Source organism: Mitsuaria sp. PDC51, from assembly GCF_900113225.1.
Taxonomy (GTDB): Bacteria; Pseudomonadota; Gammaproteobacteria; order Burkholderiales; family Burkholderiaceae_C; genus Roseateles.
In genome coordinates, this window is the sequence record NZ_FOZE01000002.1 from 313235 (window position 1) to 332295 (window position 19061).

Consider the following 19061-nt stretch of genomic DNA (forward strand, 5'->3'; position numbering starts at 1 on the left):
GACCTCCCCTTCCACGACCTCTTGGACTCAAGGAGCACTCCGATGGCCGCTTCCCACTCGCCCTCCCGATCGACGCAGCAACTCCGGCCCGAACTGCCGGCCGACGTGCCGCCCTTTCCCACCACCGATGCCGAAATCGATGCCGACGACCTCGACAGCGTCTACGGCCAGCTCGTGAAGGGCGTCGGTCATGAATACGTCAACGACCGCAACGTCGACGAGCTCGCCCGCCGCGCGGAGGAGGACGGACACCCCATCCTCGCCACCGAATTGAGGGAGTGGAAGTCGCCCTGCTGACGCCCGCGCTGCTCGGCACCCCCAGGGCGGCAGCCCAAAAGCAAAGGGCCCCTATTGGGGCCCTCTTCATGGCGGGCGATGGCGCCGCGGCGCCGCGCCAGGTCAGGTCAGCACTTGATGCCGGCATGCAGGGCCACGACGCCCCCGGTCAGGTTGTGCACGTCGACATGGCCGAAACCGACGCTCTTCATCAGCGCCTTGAGCTCGGCCTGCGGCGGGTGCATGCGGATGGACTCGGCGAGGTAGCGGTAGCTGTCCGCATCGCCGGCGATCAGCGACCCGATGCGCGGCAGCACCTTGAAGGAGTACCAGTCGTAAGGCTTGCGCAGCGGCTCGGCCACCTGCGAGAACTCCAGCACCAGCAGCCGGCCGCCGGGCCGCAGCACGCGGTTCATTTCGGCCAGCGCCTTGTCCTTGTGGGTCATGTTGCGCAGGCCGAAGGCCACGCAGACCAGGTCGAAGGAGCCCTCCTTGTAGGGCAGCGCCTCGGCGTCGCAGAGGTTGGTGGGCAGCACCAGGCCCTCGTCGATCAGGCGCTCGCGGCCGGTGCGCAGCATCGCCTCGTTGATGTCGGTGTGCACGACCATGCCACGCTCGCCGACCCTCTTCGCGAACAGCCGCGCCATGTCGCCGGTGCCGCCGGCGATGTCCAGCACGCGGTCGCCCGGCTTGAGGTTGGCCACGGCCAGCGTGTAGCGCTTCCAGGCGCGGTGCAGGCCCATCGACATCAGGTCGTTCATGACGTCGTAGCGCGAAGCGACCGAGTCGAACACGCCGCGCACGCGCCGGGCCTTGGCGGTCTCGTCGACGGTCTCGAAGCCGAAATGGGTGGAGCTCATGGGGATGTCCTGCTGAATGGGGGGCGTCGGGGCGATGGCGACAAGGCGGTCGGCCGGTCGTCGACGCCGGTCAATGGCTGGCGCAAGCGCCGCCGCCATGCGAATGGCCACCGGCCGCCTTCGCCGGCATCGGCGCGTCGCGGTCCAGGCCCGCGGCGGCCAGCTTGTCTTCGTATTCGCGCATCAGGCGGTCCTGGTCGCGACCCAGCTCATAGAGATAGGCCCAGGTGAACAGGCCGCTCTCATGGCCGTCGGAGAACAGCGGCTGCAGCGCGTAATGGCCCACCTGCTGCACCGCGACGATGGACACCTCGCGCTTGCCGGTCTGCAGCGTCTCCTGGCCGGGGCCGTGGCCCTGGACCTCCGCCGACGGGCTGTACACCCGCATCAGCTCGAACGGGATGCGGAAGCGCGCGCCGTCGCTGAAGGCGAGTTCCAGCACCTTGGACTGCTGGTGCACGACGATGTCGGTGGGGAGCGGGGTGGTGGAGTCGAGGCCGGCCATGGGGAAAGCGCGGTGCGGCGCGGCAAGCGCGCGGGAGGTCAAGCCCCGCAGTGTAGCGGCCCCTTCCGGGGGAGCGGCCGCCCCTCCTCCCCGCCGGGGGAATGAAAAAAATCCCGCCGGCTTGCACCGGCGGGATTCAACGGGAGCCCCGTTCGGGCCCGAGGCACCCGGCTTACCAAACGAGGAGAGTGGCAAACCTGGTTGGCGGCTCCTTACCAGCTCAGGCCCAGCGAGTAGGTCCCGCTGGTGCCCGAGTAGTAGAGGACCCGCACGTACACGGTGATCGAGGTCGATCCGCTGTTCGTGTAGGTGAAGCTGTCGACCGCGCCGGCGGCGTTCTCGCTGGCACGGAGCTGCGAGCCGGTGCTGCTTTGCAGGTACAGGTCGAAGTCCTTGCCGCTGGCCGGCGTCAAGCTCGCGCTCAGGGTCTTGCCGGCCGGGAGCGTGATCTTGAAGTAGTCATTGGTGTCGGAGGTCGACAGGCTGCCGGTCACCGTGGCCGGGGCGCTGATCGTCTGCGGCGCGGTGCGGCTGTCGTTGGGCTCGACCTCGGCGACCGTGCCGCCGCCACCGCCGCCGCCCTTGATCGCGGTGACCGCCGCGTTGGCGTCCAGCAGGCCGCTGCCGCACTGGCTGCAGGTGCCCGGGAAGGCGCGGGCGCTGCTCTTGAGCGCGGCCGTGATCTCGTCCGGCGTGGCCGTGGGCTTGGCGCTGTACATCAGCGCCGCGACGCCGGCCACGTGCGGCGTGGCCATCGAGGTGCCCTGGTAGTACGCGTAGCTGTCCGCGCCCGGCGTGCTGGTGCCGGCGTTCAGCGTCGACAGGATGCCGTTGCTGGCGCTGGAGCGCACGTCGCCGCCGGGGGCCGCCAGCGCCACGACCGAACCGTAGTTCGAGTAGTACGCGCGGGCGCCGTAGCGGTCGGTGGCCGCCACCGCCACCACGCCGGAGCAGTTCGCCGGGTTGGAGTTGGAGGCGTTCTGGTTCTCGTTGCCCGCCGCGACGATCACGCTGGCGCCGCGCGAACGGGCGCCGTTGATGGCCGTCTGGGTCGTGGTACCGCAGGCGCCGCCGCCGCCCAGCGACAGGTTCAGCACCTTGGCCGGCGTCGCGTTGGCCGGCAGGCCGGACACGCTGCCGCCCGAGGCCCAGGTGATGCCGTCGGCGATGTCGGAGGTGTAGCCGCCGCACTTGCCCAGCACACGGACCGGCTGGACCTTGGCGTTGAAGGCGATGCCCGCCACGCCCAGCGCGTTGTTGGTCTTGGCCGCGATCGTGCCGGCCACGTGGGTGCCGTGCCAGCTCGAGGTCGAGGCCGGATCGCCGGCCTGGCACTCGTTGGCGGCGCTGTAGTCGCCGGGGTCGCTGGGGTCGTTGTCGCGGCCGTTGCCGTCCACCGAGACGGCGGTGTCCGAGATCATGTCGTAGCCCGCGACGATCTGGCCGGACAGGTCCGCATGCGGCCGGTAGCCGGTGTCGATGACCGCCACCACGACGCCGGTGCCGGTGGCCTGGTCCCAGGCGGCCGGGGCGCGGATGCCGCCGACGCTGTCAAACAGGTCCCACTGCGAGTTGTAGCTCGTGTCGTTGGGCGTGAACATCGCGTACATCTTGCGGTCGGGCTCGACGTACTCGACGTTGGCGTCCTGCGCCTTGATGCGCTCGCCCAGTTCACGCAGCTGCTCGATGCTCATCCGGCGATCCAGCCGGAACACGTGGGCGCCGGTGCCCATCTGGCGCACCAGCGACAGCCGGGTGCCCAGCGGGGCGGCCAGCTGCTGCAGGCGCTCGGTGCGGGCGCCGATGGCGTCGCTGGCCAGCGGCTGCGCCTGGACGGCGGCGCCCAGGCGCCCTTGCACGACGGTGCTGCCGTCCTTGTACTTCACGATCAGCCGGTCGGTCTGGCTGCTCAGTTCCCGCGGGGCCTTGTCCACATCCACCGACGACACGCCCGCCTGGGCCGCGCCCATCGTGACGAGACCCAGAGCCAGCGCGCAGCTGAGCTTGTTCAATCGCAACATGCTTGTCATCTCCAGAGTTTTCCAACGACGCCAGGTTCCCCGACGTCCGCCAAGCCCGACACCCTGGCGCGTTGGCACCTCTGGCGGGGCACGCCGATCGGCCCAATCCGAGCGGTGTGCGGCGCAGTGTAGGAAGCTGATCGGGCGACAACCGCCCCCCCTGCAACAGTTAACAGGAAGGAATACCCCTATAACCGTTTTGTGTCGAAATGCTCACTTTGATCCGCCAATCGCCCCTTTCTTACGGCTAAAGCCCTGATTCGTAAGGTTTGCGCGCAGTTTGCGAGGCTGCGCGAACGGCGTGCCCGGGGTGTCGGAAGCCATCCACGGGACGGCGCCGATGGCGGGGCAAAAGGGGCTCGTTTAGCCTGTGCGGCTTGTCGTTTTCGCCACACATTGGTGACAAATAACCATGTTCCCTCTACGCCTGATCGCCGTCGCGGCCGGCGCCGCCCTCGCCTTGAGCGCCCTGCCGGCCCGCGCGCTGGATGTCGCAAGCTTCTCCACCGAGGTCTCGCCCTGCGCCGATTTCTATGACTACGTGAACGGCCCCTGGGTCGACCGCACCGAGCTGCCGGCCAACCGCACCCGCATCGGCAGCTTCGACGCGCTGCGCGTGGCCAACGACCGCCTGCTGAGCCAGGCGCTCGCGGAACTGGTCGCCCAGCCGGCGCTGCAGAAGACGCCGGGCCTGAAGCAGGTCGCCGCCTATTACGCCAGCGGCATGGACCTGGCCGCGATCGAGGCCCAGGGCCTGAAACCGGTGAAGCCGCTGCTGGACCGCATCGCGTCGATGAAGTCGGCGCAGGACCTGCCCTACCTGCTGGCGCAGCTGGGCCGCGTCGGCATCGCCGCGCCGGTGGGCAGCTTCGTCCGGGCGGACGTCAAGAACACCCGGGTCAACGTGCTGACGCTGGGCCAGGCCGGCCTGGGCCTGCCCGACCGCGACGACTACTTCAAGGACACCGACATCGCCAAGAAGCTGCGCGCCGCCTACCGGCTGTATGCGCAGCGGCTGCTGGCCTCGGCCGGCTTCGAGGCCACGCCGGCGGTGCTGGACGCGCTGATGGGCTTCGAGTCCCAACTGGCCGAGGCCACGGTGCCGCGCGCGCAGCTGCGCGATCCGCTCAAGGTCTACAACCCGATGACGACGCCCGAGCTGGCCGACAAGGCGCCGGGCCTGGCCTGGGAGGCCTACCTGAAGGCGCTGACCCGCAGCGACACCCGCGCCGGCGGCGTGGAGCGCCTGATCGTGGCGCAGCCGACCTTCATGACCCGCGTCGCGCTGATGGCCGAGCACATCCCGCTGGCGACCTGGCAGACCTACCTGCGGGTGCGGGTGCTCGAGAACAGCGCCGCGCGCCTGCCCCAGGCCTTCGCGGACGCCGATTTCGACTACCGCGGCGTCGCCATCAACGGGCTCGAGCAGCACGCGCCGCGCGACGAGGAGGTCATCCTGATGATCGGCGGCCGCACCGGCGGCAGCCCGCTCGGGCTGGCGCTGGGCGAGCTGTTCGTGTCCAAGGCCTTCTCGCCCGAGGCGCAGCGCCGCGCGACGCTGCTGATCGGCGACGTGAAGGCGGCGATGAAGACGCGGATCCAGAACCTGAGCTGGATGAGCCCGGAAACCAAGCTCAAGGCGCTGGAGAAACTCGAGGCGATGCAGCCCAAGATCGGCGCGCCGCCGACCTGGCCCCGGTTCGAGGGCCTGGCGCTGGATCCGAAAGATTTCGCCGGCAACCAGCTGCGCGCGGCGGCCTGGTTCCACGGCGAGCAGATCAAGGACCTGGACCGCCCGAGCGACCGCACCCGCTGGACGATGTCGCCCCACATCGTCAACGCGCAGGCGGGCGGCCTCAACGAGATCACCTTCCCGGCCGGCATCCTGCAGCCGCCCTTCTTCGACGCGAAGGCCGACGACGCGGTGAACTACGGCGGCATCGGCATGGTGATCGGCCACGAGATCGTCCACCACTTCGACGATCGCGGCCGCCAGTTCGACAGCATCGGCAGCCTGCGGGACTGGTGGACCGCCTCGGACGCGGAGCACTACCAGGCGCTCGCGGACCGGGTGGTGGCGCTCTACGGTCGCTACGAGCCGGTGAAGGGCACGCCGATCAACGGGCGGCTGACGCTGGGCGAGAACATCTCCGACATGGCCGGCATGCCGATCGCCTTCGACGCGCTGCAGAACGCGCTGCGTCGCAGCGGCAAGACCGACAAGATCGACGGCTTCACGCCCGAGCAGCGCTTCTTCCTGTCCAACGCGCTGGTGTGGCGCAACAAGTCGCGCGAAGCCGCGCTGCTGAACCAGCTGCGCACCGATCCGCATTCGCCGGGCAAGTACCGCGTGCTCGCGCCGATGTCCAACATGCCGGAGTTCGCCAAGGCCTTCGACTGCAAGCCGGGCGATGCGATGGTCGCCGCGGATCCGATCAAGGTCTGGTGACCGGCAGGTCCGCCGCGGCCCGCCGGGTCGTGGTCGCGGGGCCCGCGCGCCGTGAGGCGTGGCGGGCCCCGTGCCATTCGGGACCCCTGTCTTCCGGGACGGGTCGGCGGAAGTCATGGATCGCCGGAGCCAGGGCGCGGGGACAGGTCTTGCCACCTGCGTGTCACATCGATCGACATGACGATCGATGACCGAGGCCAGCATGACTTTTGACCCGATGGATACGGGGGAAAGTCGATTCGCGGCTCATCGCGTCGGCCTGCGTTTCGTCGCGGCAAAGCGGCGCTCCAGCCCTCGCCTTCAACGCTTGGTCGCCCGCCGCTTGGTGGCGCTGCCCGCGCTGCCTACGCTGAAAAAAGACCGATCGCATGGACGCCAGGAAGCGCGCCACGACGGTCCCCCCGTCTTCAGGAGCACGACATGCAAGCGACCACCCGCCCCTCCCACACGACCCTCGCCCGCGCCGCGTTCGCCGCGCTCCTCGCCGTGCTGGCCACCGGCGCCGCGCAGGCCGCGCCCGACGACCTGCAGCGCGTGGAGATCTCCGGCCGGCGCCCCGGCGAGATCCCGCGCACCGACGTGCGCGCCACCTGCCCCGGCGTCGACCAGGCGCTGTTCGACCGGCTGGCCCGGCAGCAGTACATCGAAGGCAAGGAAGGCCTGACCACGGTGAGCTTCCGCCTCAACGGCAGCACCATCTCGGACGTCCACCAATCCCGCGGCCCCTGGGTCTACGCGGCCGCCGTGCGTCGCGCGGTGCGGAGCCTGGCCTGCCAGGGCGCCGAGCGCGACACGCTCTACGTGATGCAGATCGCGTTCCGCAACCAGGACAGCGGCAGCGACATGAACCAGCGCGTGGCGATGATGGAACTGGCCCCGCCCGCCGCTGGCGCCGCCGACATCGCGGCGAGCGCGGCCGCGGTCGACGGGCGCTGATGGGGTTGTCCCCCAAGGGGGCGCTCGCGGGGCTGGCTAGGATGGCCGCCATCGCCACCCGGAGAGCTCCTTCATGCCCACCCATCAGACCGATACGGCCACCGATGCGACCACCGATGCGGCCACAGATGCCGTGCGCCGCTCCCTGCTGATCACCGGTGCCCTCGGCGCCAGCGCCGCGGCGCTCGGCTGGCCCGGCGCGGCGCGCGCGGACAGCTGGCCGAGCCGGCCGGTGCGCTGGGTCGTGGCCTACCCGGCGGGCGGCGGTTCGGACTTCCTCGCCCGCCAGCTCGCGCCGGTGCTGGGCAAGGCGCTCGGCCAGACCCTGGTCATCGACAACAAGCCCGGCGCGGCCGGCATCATCGGCACCGACAACGCCGCGAAGTCGCCGCCCGACGGCTACACGATCCTGACCGGCGACAACGGCGCGATGGTCTTCAACAGCGCGCTCTACAAGAAGCTGCCCTACGCGCCGTCGGACTTCGCGCCGGTCGGCTTCATGGCCCGCTTCCCGCTGCTGCTGGTGGTGAACCCGGGCGCCGGCTTCACCAGCGCGAAGCAGTGGCTCGAGACCATCAAGGCCAAGCCCGGCAAGTACAGCTACGCGTCGCCCGGCGTCGGCAGCCCGCACCACCTGGCGATGGAGCTGCTGAAGGACCGCACCCACAGCTACATCGTCCACGTGCCCTATCGCGGCACGGCCTTCTCGACCCAGGACCTGATCGCCGGCGTGGTGCCGATGGGCATCCTGGACACCGCCGCCGCGCTGCCCCACCTGCGCGCCGGCAAGCTCAAGGCGCTGGCGGTGCTCGCGCCGCGCCGCATCGCCGCGCTGCCCGACGTGCCCAGCTTCGACGAGACGGGCATCAGCGGCGTGGAGGTCAGCGCCTGGCAGGGCCTGTTCGTGCCCAAGGGCACGCCGGAGGCGATCGTCTCGCGCCTGGGCGCGGAGCTGGCGAAGGCGCTGGCCCAGCCCGACCTGAAGGCCCGGCTCGAAGATTTCGGCCTGGAGGTCGCGCCCGGCGACGCGGCGTCCCTCGCGCGCTTCATCCAGGCCGAGACCCAGAAGTGGCATGCGCTGATCCGCAGCCGCGGCATCTCCGCCGAGTGAGGGCGGCCGGCGCCGCTGCGGGGCGATCTTCAGGAAAAGCCGACCGCCCGGTCGGTCGCCGTCGCGCGGGCGATAGCGCTGTCCTCCCCTCGGAAGACGGCCGCGCATTACTTCACGGGGGGATCGAATAGCTGCGGGTTATCCCTTGAAGTGCGGTCACAGGAAGCTGCGCGGCACGGCTCAAGGGGAATAAAGTTTGACCGGGCGCAAAGACAAAACGACAACGACGCGCCAGGAGACCTCCCCTCACTCCCGCCCGCGGCGACGCGGCCGTCCTGTCATGAACAACAACAACGCCGTTCGCGCGACGGTGGCCCGTCGCGTTTCCATCTGGTCGAGCGTCGCGATCGCGGCGCTGCTGATCGTCATCTGCGGCGCCCTGTCCTGGGTGCTGACCAACCAGGCGCAGCAGCGCACGCTGGACTACATGTCGGCCGAGGCCTCGTCGGTCGCCCGCGTCGCCGACGCGCTGGACCGCACCGCGCGCGACTCGGCCAACCGGCTGTACGACGTGCTGGCGGGCGACTTCGCCGGTGGGGCCTTCACGCTGGAAGGCGACGGCGAGCTGGCCTTCAACGGCCAGAAGCTGAATGGCAACTTCGAAGCGGTGGACCGCTTCACCCGCCTGACCGGCGGCAACGCGACGATCTTCGCGCGCAAGGGCACGGACGACTTCATCCGCATCACCACCTCGGTGAAGAAGGAAGACGGCTCGCGCGCGGTCGGCACGACGCTGGACCGCGCCGGCGCCCCCTACGCCAAGCTCGCGGCCGGCGAGACCTATGTCGGCCCGGCGACGCTGTTCAAGGTGCCCTACATGACGCGCTACTCGCCGATCAAGGACGCGGGCGGCAAGGTCGTCGGCATCCTGTACATCGGCTTCGACATGCGCGGGCTGCACCAGGAACTGGTCAAGATGGCCGACGCGGTCAAGCTCTACGGCTCGGGCGGCCTGTACCTGCTCGATCCGGGCAAGACGCCGGCCGACGCGCTGCTGCGCGCGCATCCGCGCGCCCAGGGCAAGAAGCTGTCGGAGCTGATGCCGGCCGACCAGGCCGAGCGCTACGTCAAGACGGTGACCGAGGACGCCGACGGCGTGCTGGAGGAGGTCCAGGCGGTCTACGGCGACAGCTACCAGGACGCGTTCGCGGTGGCGCGCAAGTCGCAGGCCACCGGCTGGTGGGTGGTGGCCGAAGCCTCACGCGCGCAGGCGCTGGCGGCGCATAACACCACGCTGTGGGTGCTGTGGGGCCTGATGCTGGCGACGGTGGTGCTGCTGGGCCTGGGCGTGACCTGGATGCTGGGTCGCTGGGTGGGCCAGCCGCTGGCCGACCTGAACGAGGCCGTCGGCGCGGTCGCCAATGGCGACCTGACGCGGCCGGTCCTCGTGCGCCAGCAGGATGACCTGGGCGCGCTCGCCGCGGGCGTCGAGCGCATGCGGCTGCAGCTGTCGCGCACGATCAACGAGGTGCGCCAGGCCAGCGATTCCATCGGCACGGCTTCCGCCGAAGTCGCCGCCGGCAGCCGCGACCTGTCCTCGCGGACCGAGCAGTCGGCCAGCCATCTGCAGGAAACCGCGTCGGCGCTCGAGGAACTCGCCAGTTCCATGAGCCAGACGGCGGCGTCGGCCGCGCAGGCGCATCAGCTGGTCGGCGAGTCCGACCGCGCGGCCCAGCGCGGTGGCAACGTGGTCGCGCAGGTGGTGACCACGATGGACGAGATCAGCACGGCCAGCCGCCAGATCGGCGACATCATCGGCACGATCGACTCGATCGCGTTCCAGACCAACATCCTGGCGCTGAATGCCGCCGTCGAGGCGGCGCGCGCCGGCGAGCAGGGCCGCGGTTTCGCGGTCGTGGCCGCGGAGGTGCGTCAGCTGGCGCAGCGCAGCGCGGAGGCCGCCAAGCAGATCAAGGCGCTGATCACGGCCAGCGGCGAGCGGGTCGAGTCCGGCGCCAAGCTGGTGGGCGACACGGGCGAGGCGATGCGGGACATCGTGGCCAGCGTCAAGCGCGTGACCGACATCATCGGCGAGATCTCCACCGCGGCCCGCGAGCAGTCGCAGGGCGTGACGCGCATCAACGGCGCCGTGGCGCAGCTGGACCAGGGTACGCAGCAGAACGCCGCGCTGGTCGAGGAAAGCACCGCCGCCGCCGAGAGCCTGCGGGAGCAGGCGCATCGGCTGGTGGAGCAGGTCGGCCAGTTCCGGGTCTGATCCACGGCTGCTGGCCCTCACCCCTGCCCTCTCCCGCAAGCGGGAGAGGGAGTCATCGGGCGAGCGTGCTGGCTGCAAGCCGCGGTGGCAACTTCTCCCTCTCCCCGCTTGCGGGGAGAGGGTTGGGGTGAGGGGCGTGTCCTGCCGCGCCAGCCGCGTCAGACCAGCACGCGCTCGATCCCGCCGTTGTTGGCCTTGGCCACGTACTCCGGCATCCAGTTCTCGCCGAGGATCTTGCGGGCCATCTCGACCACGATGTAGTCCGCCTCGAGCAACCCGTTCTGCAAGTCCCCGCCGTAGCGGCTCAGGCCTTGCAGGCACGACGGGCAGCTGGTCAGGATCTTCAGGTTCTCCTGCGCCCCCACCTTCCCCGCCGAGCGCAGCTGCGCCTCGGCCTTGCGCAGTTCCTCTTCCTTGCGGAAGCGCACCTGCGTCGACACATCCGGCCGCGTGACCCCCAGCGTGCCGCTCTCGCCGCAGCAGCGCTCGCTCTTCATCACCTCCGGCCCGACCAGCGCCTTCACCGTCTTCATCGGCTCCTGCAGCTTCATCGGCGAGTGGCAGGGGTCGTGATACAGATACGCCTGCTTCGAATCGAGCTGGATGCCCTTCTCCAGCAGGTATTCATGGATGTCGACGATGCGGCAGCCCGGGAAGATCTCTTCGAACTTGTAGCCCTGCAGCTGGTCATAGCAGGTGCCGCAGCTGACCACCACCGTCTTGATGTCGAGGTAGTTCAGCGTGTTGGCCACGCGATGGAACAGCACCCGGTTGTCGGTGATGATCTTCTCGGCCTTGTCGAACTGTCCGGACCCGCGCTGCGGATAACCGCAGCACAGGTAGCCCGGCGGCAGCACCGTCTGCACGCCCGCATGCCAGAGCATCGCCTGCGTCGCCAGGCCCACCTGGCTGAACAGCCGCTCCGAACCGCAGCCCGGGAAGTAGAAGACCGCCTCCGCATCCGCCGAGGCCTTCTGCGGGTTGCGGATGATCGGGACGTAGTTCTTGTCCTCGATGTCCAGCAGCGCGCGCGCCGTCTTCTTCGGCAATCCGCCCGGCAGCTTCTTGTTGATGAAGTGGATCACCTGCTCCTTGACGGGCGCGACGCCCACCGTCGCCGGCGGCGCGCTGGTCTGCTTGCGCGCCACGCGCTTGAGCAGGCTGTTGGCCACGCGCTGCGCCTTGAAGCCGACGCCCACCATCGCCGCGCGGGCGATCTTGATGGTCTCCGGATTGGTCGCGTTGAGCATGAACATCGCCGCCGCATTGCCGGGCTTGAAGCTCTTCTTGCCCATCTTGCGCAGCAGGTTGCGCATGTTCATCGTGACGTCGCCGAAGTCGATCTTCACCGGGCACGGATTCACGCACTTGTGGCACACCGTGCAGTGGTCGGCGACGTCCTCGAATTCCTCCCAGTGCTTGATCGACACGCCGCGGCGGGTCTGCTCCTCGTAGAGGAAGGCCTCCACCAGTAGCGAGGTTGCCAGGATCTTGTTGCGCGGGCTGTAGAGCAGGTTGGCGCGCGGCACATGCGTCGCGCAGACCGGCTTGCACTTGCCGCAGCGCAGGCAGTCCTTGATGGACTCGCTGATCGCGCCGATGTCGCTCTGCTGCATGATCAGCGACTCGTGCCCCATCAGCCCGAAGCTGGGCGTGTAGGCGTTGGTCAGGTCGGCGAAGGTGTGCTGGCTGCCATGGCCGCCGGTGCCGGGCCGCAGCAGCTTGCCCTTGTTGAAGCGCCCTTCCGGGTCGACCTTGGCCTTGTAGCCGGCGAAGCCCGCCAGCTCGTCGTCGTTGAGGAACTCCAGCTTGGTGATGCCGATGCCGTGCTCGCCCGAGATCACGCCGTCCAGCGAGCGCGCCAGCGTCATGATCCGCGCCACCGCCTCGTGCGCGGTCTGCAGCATCTCGTAGTTGTCGGAGTTCACCGGGATGTTGGTGTGCACGTTGCCGTCGCCGGCATGCATGTGCAGCGCCACCCACACCCGGCCGCGCAGCACCTCCTTGTGGATGCGCTTGCACTCGGCCAGGATCGGCGCGAAGGAGGCGCCCGCGAACACATCCTGCAGCGGCTTGAGGATCTGCCGCTTCCAGCTCGCGCGCAGCGTGTAGTCCTGCAGCTGCTCGAAGTAGGTGCGTTCGCCGTCACGTGGGACGTCGAGCTCCTGCATCCAGGTGCGCCACTGCGCGCCGACCTCGTCCAGCAGCGCCAGCGCCTGCTGCACGCGGTCCTCGAGCAGTTCGGCGCTGGGGATCTCGCCGGCGTCGTCGCTCTTGCCCAGCGGCAGGTTGCCCGCGGCGAAGAAGGCGCGCAGCGCCTCCACCAGCGCCAGCTTGTTGCGCAGCGACAGCTCGATGTTGATGCGCTCGATGCCCAGCGTGTACTCGCCCATGCGGGGCAGCGGGATCACCACGTCCTCGTTCACCTTGAACGCGTTGGTGTGCTTGGAAATCGCCGCCGTGCGCTTGCGGTCCAGCCAGAACTTCTTGCGCGCGTCGGCGCTGACCGCCACGAAGCCCTCGCCCGAGCGGCCGTTGGCCAGGCGCACCACCTCGCTGGTGGCGCGCGCGACCTCATCGGCGTCGTCGCCGACGATGTCGCCGATCAGCACCATCTTCGGCAGCCCGCCGCGCTTGCTCTTGGTCGCGTAGCCGACCGCCTTCAGGTAGCGGTCGTCCAGATGCTCCAGGCCCGCGAGGATCGCGCCGTTGGGCTTCTTCATCTCGCCGAACATGAAGTCCTTGATGTCGACGATGGACGGCACGCAGTCCTTCGGATTGCCGAAGAACTCCAGGCAGACCGTGCGCACGTGCGCCGGCATGCGGTGCACGATCCAGCGCGCGCTGGTGATCAGGCCGTCGCAGCCTTCCTTCTGGATGCCGGGCAGGCCGGCCAGGAACTTGTCGGTGACGTCCTTGCCCAGCCCTTCCTTGCGGAAGGTGCGACCGGGGATGTCCAGGCGCTCGGTGCGCTCCAGCGTCTTGCCGGTCGCGTCGTAGTAGTGGAGGTCGAAGCTCGCGACCTCGACGTCATGGATCTTGCCCAGGTTGTGGTTGACCCGCACCACCTCCAGCCACTTCGCGTCCGGCGTGACCATGCGCCACGACGCGAGGTTGTCCAGCGCCGTGCCCCACAGCACGGCCTTCTTGCCGCCGGCGTTCATCGCGATATTGCCGCCGATGCACGAGGCCTCCGCCGAGGTTGGGTCGACCGCGAACACGAAGCCGTGCAGCTCGGCCAGGTCGGACACGCGCTGCGTGACGACGCCGGCCTCGGTCCAGATGGTCGGGACCTCGCGGTCCAGGCCCGGCAGCGTCTTCATCTCGACGCCGCGCATGGCTTCGAGCTTCTCGGTGTTGATCACCGCGCTGTTCCAGACCAGCGGCACCGCGCCGCCGGTGTAGCCGGTGCCGCCGCCGCGCGGGATCACCGTCAGGCCGAGCTCGAAGCAGCCCGCCACCAGCGCGGCCATCTCGGCCTCGGTGTCGGGCGTCAGCACGACGAAGGGGTACTCGACGCGCCAGTCGGTCGCGTCGGTCACGTGCGAGACGCGCGACAGACCGTCGAACTTGATGTTGTCCTTCGCGGTGGTCTTCGCGAAGACCTTGACCGCGCGCTTGCGCAGCTCCGCGACCTGCTCGAACTGGTGCGAGAACGCGCCCACCGCCGCTTCGGCCGCGGTCAGCAGCTCGCCCACCCAGGCGTCGCGCTTGGCGTCGTCCTCGGGATGGCGGCGGCGCTGCACCTCGCCCAGGCGATGCCGCAGCGCGCCGATCAGCGCCTCGCGGCGCTTGGGGTTGTCCAGCAGGTCGTCCTGCAGGTAGGGGTTGCGCTGCACCACCCAGATGTCGCCCAGCACCTCGTACAGCATGCGTGCGGAGCGGCCGGTCTGGCGCTCGCCGCGCAACTGGTCCAGCAGCTCCCAGGCGCGGGCGCCGAGCAGGCGAAGGACGATTTCGCGATCGGAGAAGGACGTGTAGTTGTACGGAATCTCGCGCAGCCGGGCGGCGGGCGTGGGCGTCGGGGTCACGTCGCCGGCCATCGCGGGGTCGGCGGGCATCAGCAGATGCGGTGCGTTCATGGCGGCCAGGTGCTCGCGCACCGGGGTTGCGGCAGGCCGGCGCCCTCGGACAGGGGCCGATGCCAGGCTGGGGGAAAGCATGAGGCCCGGTGCCGGACGCCGCCCCGGACTTGTGGTCCCCGCGCCCGCTGGACACGGGGTTGGAAGGGGCGTTCGCGATGGCCGCGATCGGCGGCCGGCCCGGTTCGGGCAATGGGCGGAATCCTACCGCAGCGCCAGAGGGCCATCCCCGGCGAGGGACTCTAGGGAAGCCTGGCTTCGCACCCTGCGATGGATGGTTCGCCAGTGTCACAATGCGCCGATAAGCTCGCCGGCCCCCGGTGGCTCGTCCACCCGACGATGTCCGCCCCGGGACCGCAGAACCACCCTCCCCGAGCATCGGAGACCCATGAAGCCCGTCAAGACTTCCCTGCTGGCCGCATCCGTCGCGGCCGTCGCGCTGATGACCCCCTTCACCGCCTCGGCCCAGACCGAGATCCAGTGGTGGCACTCGATGGGCGGCGCCCTCGGCGACTGGGTCAACGACCTGGCCAAGGACTTCAACGCCAGCCAGAAGGACTACAGGATCGTCCCGACCTACAAGGGCAGCTACGACGAATCGATGGCCGGCGCCATCGCCGCCTTCCGCGCCGGCAACGCGCCGCACATCCTGCAGGTCTTCGAGGTCGGCACCGCCACGATGATGGCCAGCAAGGGCGCGATCGTGCCGGTCGGCCAGGTGATGCAGCAGGCGGGTGTCAAGTTCGACAACGCCGCCTACGTCCCCGCCGTCGCCGGTTACTACACCGCGCCCAACGGCCAGATGCTGAGCTTCCCGTTCAACAGCTCGACCACCGTCTTCCACTACAACAAGGACGCGTTCAAGGCCGCCGGCCTGGACCCCAACAAGCCGCCGAGCTCCTGGCCCGAGGTCGCCATCGCCGCGGCCAAGCTCAAGGCCGCCGGCCACAAGTGCCCGTTCACCACCAGCTGGGTGAGCTGGACGCAGCTGGAGAGCTTCTCCGCCTGGCACAACGTCGAGTACGCGACGAAGAACAACGGCTTCGGCGGCCTGGACGCGCGGCTGGCGTTCAACTCGCCGCTGCACGTGCGTCACATCGAGAACCTGGCCAACATGGCCAAGCAGGGCCTGTTCGTCTACAAGGGCCGCGGCAACACGGCCGACGCGACCTTCTATTCGGGCGAGTGCGCGATGATGACCGGCTCCTCGGGCCTCTACGCCAACATCAAGAAGAACGCCAAGTTCGCCTCCGGCATCGCGCCGCTGCCCTACTACCCCGACGTGCCGGGAGCGCCGCAGAACACGGTGATCGGCGGCGCCAGCCTGTGGGTGATGGCAGGCAAGAAGCCGGCCGAGTACAAGGGCGTGGCCGCGTTCTTCCAGTACCTCTCCAAGGCCGAGGTCGCGTCCGAGAGCCACAAGCGCACCGGCTACCTGCCGGTGACCAAGGCGGCCTACGAGCTGACCGAGCAGAGCGGCTTCTACAAGCAGAACCCGGGCACCGACGTGGCCGTGCAGCAGATGATCCGCAAGACGACCGACAAGTCGCGCGGCGTGCGGCTGGGCAACTTCGCGCAGATCCGCACCATCATCGACGAAGAGATGGAGCAGGTCTGGGCCGGCAGGAAGCAGCCCAAGGAAGGCCTGGACGCCGCCGTCAAGCGCGGCAACGAACTGCTGGAGCGCTTCCAGAAGTCGGCCAAGCTCTGAATCCCCTGACGACCTGAAAGAGACCTGATGTCCCAGCAGAAGCGCGTGGTCTTCCGATCACGCTGGCTGCCCTGGCTGCTGCTCGCGCCGCAGGCCGCGGTGATCGGCGTGTTCTTCTTCTGGCCCGCCAGCCAGGCGCTGGTGCAGAGCCTGCAGCAGCAGGACGCCTTCGGCCTGTCCACCGAATGGGTCGGCCTGGACAACTTCCGCCAGCTGTTCAACGACGCCAGCTACCTCGCCTCGTTCAAGACGACGGCGGTGTTCTCGCTGCTGGTGGCGGTGCTGGGGCTGGCCGTCTCGCTGCTGCTGGCCACCATGGCCAACCGCGTGGTGCGCGCCGCGCCGGTCTACAAGACGCTGCTGATCTGGCCCTACGCGGTGGCGCCGGCGATCGCCGGCGTGCTGTGGCTGTTCATGTTCGCGCCGTCCATCGGCGTCGTGGCCTACGGCCTGCAGCGGATGGGCATCCAGTGGAATCACCTGCTCGACGCCGACCACGCGATGGCGCTGGTGGTGATGGCCGCGGTCTGGAAGCAGGTCTCCTACAACTTCCTGTTCTTCCTGGCGGGGCTGCAGTCGATTCCCAAGTCGCTGATCGAGGCCGCCGCGATCGACGGCGCCGGCCCGTGGCGCCGCTTCTGGACCATCACCTTCCCGCTGCTGTCGCCGACCTCGTTCTTCCTGCTGGTGATCAACGTCGTCTACGCGTTCTTCGACACCTTCGGCATCATCGACGCGGCCACCCAGGGCGGCCCCGGCAAGGACACCGCCATCCTGGTCTACAAGGTCTACTACGACGGCTTCAAGGCGCTGGACCTGGGCGGCTCGGCCGCGCAGAGCGTGGTGCTGATGGCCATCGTCATCGCGCTGACCGTCATCCAGTTCCGTTTCGTCGAAAAGAAGGTGCAGTACTGACATGGTCGAGCGCCGCCCCGCCCTCACGCTGCTGTCCCACCTGATCCTGGTGCTCGGCGTCCTGATCGTCGCCTTCCCGCTGTACATCGCCTTCGTCGCCTCGACGCAGACCGCCGCGGAGATCGTCCAGTCCCCGATGTCGCTCACCCCGGGCGCGCACCTGGTGGACAACTACTCGGCCGCGCTGTTCGGCAGCAGCGGCGCCGGCTCCAAGGCGCCGGTCGGGCAGATGATGTGGATCAGCTTCGTCTCCGCGATGGTCATCGCCGTGGGCAAGATCGCGATCTCGCTGCTGTCCGCGTTCGCGATCGTCTACTTCCGCTTCCCCGCGCGCAATTTCTTCTTCTGGGCCATCTTCGTCACGCTGATGCTGCCGGTGGAGGTGCGCATCGGGCCGACCTACCAGGTCGTCTCCGACCTGAAGATGCTCAACACCTACGCCGGCCTGACGGTGCCGCTGATCGCCTCGGCGACGGCGACCTTCCTGTTCCGGCAGTTCTTCCTGACCGTGCCCGACGAACTGGTCGAGGCCTCCCGCATCGACGGCGCCGGGCCGATGAAGTTCTTCCGCGACGTGCTGCTGCCGCTGTCGCGCACCAGCATCGCGGCGCTCTTCGTCATCCAGTTCATCTACGGCTGGAACCAGTACCTGTGGCCGCTGCTGGTGACGACGGACGAGCAGATGTACCCCGTGGTCATCGGCATCAAGCGGATGATCAGCGGCGGCGATGCCGCCAACGACTGGAACGTGATCATGGCCACCGCCATGCTGGCGATGATCCCGCCCGCGCTGGTGGTGGTGCTGATGCAGCGCTGGTTCGTCAAGGGCCTGGTCGACGCCGAGAAGTAAAGAACACGAGAAGAGACTCCGATGGCAAGCATTTCCCTGCGCAAGGTCGTCAAGCAATACGGCTCCGGCGCCAAGGCCAACCCGGTGATCCACGGCGTCAACGCCGAGATCGCGGATGGCGAGTTCGTCGTCATCGTCGGGCCGTCGGGCTGCGGCAAGTCCACGCTGCTGCGCATGGTCGCCGGGCTGGAGGAGATCAGCGGCGGCGAGATCGCCATCGGCGACCGCGTCGTCAACGAGATCGAGCCGGCCGATCGCGACATCGCGATGGTGTTCCAGAACTACGCGCTCTACCCGCACATGAGCGTGTTCGAGAACATGGCCTACGGCCTGAAGATCCGCAAGCTGCCGCCCGAGCAGATCCGCGCCCGCGTGGACAAGGCGGCCGGCATCCTGGAGCTGTCGCACCTGCTGCAGCGCCGGCCGCGCGAGCTGTCCGGCGGCCAGCGCCAGCGCGTGGCGATGGGCCGCGCGATCGTGCGCGACCCGCAGGTCTTCCTCTTCGACGAGCCGCTGTCCAACCTCGATGCCAAGCTGCGCGTGCAGACCCGGCTGGAGATCCAGAAGCTGCACCGCGAGCTGGGCGTGACCTCGCTCTTCGTCACCCACGACCAGGTCGAGGCGATGACGCTGGCGCAGCGCATCGTCGTCATGAACGGCGGGCGCATGGAGCAGTTCGGCACGCCGGAGGAGGTCTACGGCCGTCCAGCGACGACCTTCGTGGCGAGCTTCATCGGCTCGCCGGCGATGAACCTGCTCAAGGGCCGCGTCGAGGGCCGGCGCTTCCATGTCGGCGGCACCTCGCTGCACCTGCCGCTGGCGGCGCCGCGCGAGGGCGAGCTGACCCTGGGCCTGCGTCCGGAGCATGCGCTGCCGCACGATGGCCAGGCTGTCGCCGCCGACGCCACCGCCTGGCCGCTGAAGGTGGAGATGGTCGAGATGCTGGGCGCCGAGCGCCTGGTCTACGGCCGGCTCGGCGAGGCCGCCTTCACGCTGCGCATCGATGGCACCGACACGCCGCCGCGCCCCGGCGACGAGGTGCTGCTGCAGGCGCCCGGCGAGCGGCTGCACTGGTTCGACCCGGCGACCGGGCAGCGCGTCGACTGACGCGCGGCGCCATCGACGCGCCC

At 69.2% G+C, this 19061-nt stretch carries 13 protein-coding genes; 9 read left to right on the forward strand and 4 right to left on the reverse strand.

The features are described 5' to 3' along the window. Positions 1-42: 42 nt before the first annotated feature. The gene (locus BM393_RS12815) at positions 43-297 is read left to right on the forward strand and encodes a hypothetical protein (RefSeq protein WP_091726258.1); all 255 of its coding nucleotides are present in this window, start codon (positions 43-45) and stop codon (positions 295-297) included. Between the two features lie 107 nt (positions 298-404). On the opposite strand, the gene ubiE is transcribed toward BM393_RS12815, so the two are convergent. The 3 genes from ubiE to BM393_RS12830 all read right to left on the reverse strand — a co-directional run bounded on the left by ubiE (position 405) and on the right by BM393_RS12830 (position 3662). After that, positions 405-1136, reverse strand: coding sequence for a bifunctional demethylmenaquinone methyltransferase/2-methoxy-6-polyprenyl-1,4-benzoquinol methylase UbiE (gene ubiE, locus BM393_RS12820; protein ID WP_091726261.1), 732 nt, complete (start codon positions 1134-1136; stop codon positions 405-407). A 70-nt stretch (positions 1137-1206) separates the two neighbouring features. Then, positions 1207-1641 carry a gamma-butyrobetaine hydroxylase-like domain-containing protein gene (locus BM393_RS12825; protein WP_091726263.1) on the reverse strand — a complete coding sequence of 145 codons (435 nt, stop codon included), beginning with the start codon at positions 1639-1641 and terminating at the stop codon, positions 1207-1209. A gap of 212 nt (positions 1642-1853) precedes the next feature. After that, positions 1854-3662, reverse strand: a complete 1809-nt coding sequence (locus BM393_RS12830) for a S8 family peptidase (protein WP_091726268.1) — start codon at positions 3660-3662, stop codon at positions 1854-1856. A gap of 412 nt (positions 3663-4074) precedes the next feature. Between BM393_RS12830 and BM393_RS12835 the strand changes: the two genes are divergently transcribed. The 4 genes from BM393_RS12835 to BM393_RS12850 all read left to right on the forward strand — a co-directional run bounded on the left by BM393_RS12835 (position 4075) and on the right by BM393_RS12850 (position 10373). Then, positions 4075-6111, forward strand: coding sequence for a M13 family metallopeptidase (locus tag BM393_RS12835; protein ID WP_091726273.1), 2037 nt, complete (start codon positions 4075-4077; stop codon positions 6109-6111). Between the two features lie 420 nt (positions 6112-6531). Next, positions 6532-7047 carry a hypothetical protein gene (locus tag BM393_RS12840; protein ID WP_091726279.1) on the forward strand — a complete coding sequence of 172 codons (516 nt, stop codon included), beginning with the start codon at positions 6532-6534 and terminating at the stop codon, positions 7045-7047. 73 nt (positions 7048-7120) lie between these two features. Continuing rightward, positions 7121-8158 carry a tripartite tricarboxylate transporter substrate binding protein gene (locus tag BM393_RS12845; protein WP_091726283.1) on the forward strand — a complete coding sequence of 346 codons (1038 nt, stop codon included), beginning with the start codon at positions 7121-7123 and terminating at the stop codon, positions 8156-8158. Between the two features lie 280 nt (positions 8159-8438). After that, positions 8439-10373, forward strand: a complete 1935-nt coding sequence (locus tag BM393_RS12850) for a Cache 3/Cache 2 fusion domain-containing protein (protein ID WP_091726287.1) — start codon at positions 8439-8441, stop codon at positions 10371-10373. A 158-nt stretch (positions 10374-10531) separates the two neighbouring features. On the opposite strand, the gene BM393_RS12855 is transcribed toward BM393_RS12850, so the two are convergent. Continuing rightward, positions 10532-14434, reverse strand: coding sequence for a DUF3683 domain-containing protein (locus BM393_RS12855; RefSeq protein WP_404932662.1), 3903 nt, complete (start codon positions 14432-14434; stop codon positions 10532-10534). Positions 14435-14843: 409 nt separating this feature from the next. Between BM393_RS12855 and ugpB the strand changes: the two genes are divergently transcribed. The 4 genes from ugpB to BM393_RS12875 are packed head-to-tail and all read left to right on the forward strand — an operon-like array spanning position 14844 to position 19038. Continuing rightward, complete coding sequence (gene ugpB / locus BM393_RS12860) at positions 14844-16166, forward strand: sn-glycerol-3-phosphate ABC transporter substrate-binding protein UgpB (protein WP_091726290.1); 1323 nt, start codon at positions 14844-14846, stop codon at positions 16164-16166. A 27-nt stretch (positions 16167-16193) separates the two neighbouring features. Continuing rightward, complete coding sequence (gene ugpA / locus BM393_RS12865; protein ID WP_091726295.1) at positions 16194-17081, forward strand: sn-glycerol-3-phosphate ABC transporter permease UgpA; 888 nt, start codon at positions 16194-16196, stop codon at positions 17079-17081. Between the two features lies 1 nt (position 17082). Then, positions 17083-17931, forward strand: coding sequence for a sn-glycerol-3-phosphate ABC transporter permease UgpE (ugpE, locus tag BM393_RS12870; RefSeq protein WP_091726300.1), 849 nt, complete (start codon positions 17083-17085; stop codon positions 17929-17931). 21 nt (positions 17932-17952) lie between these two features. Then, a complete protein-coding gene (locus tag BM393_RS12875) occupies positions 17953-19038 on the forward strand; it encodes a sn-glycerol-3-phosphate import ATP-binding protein UgpC (protein ID WP_091726304.1) in 1086 nt (361 codons plus the stop codon). Positions 19039-19061 lie beyond the last annotated feature (23 nt).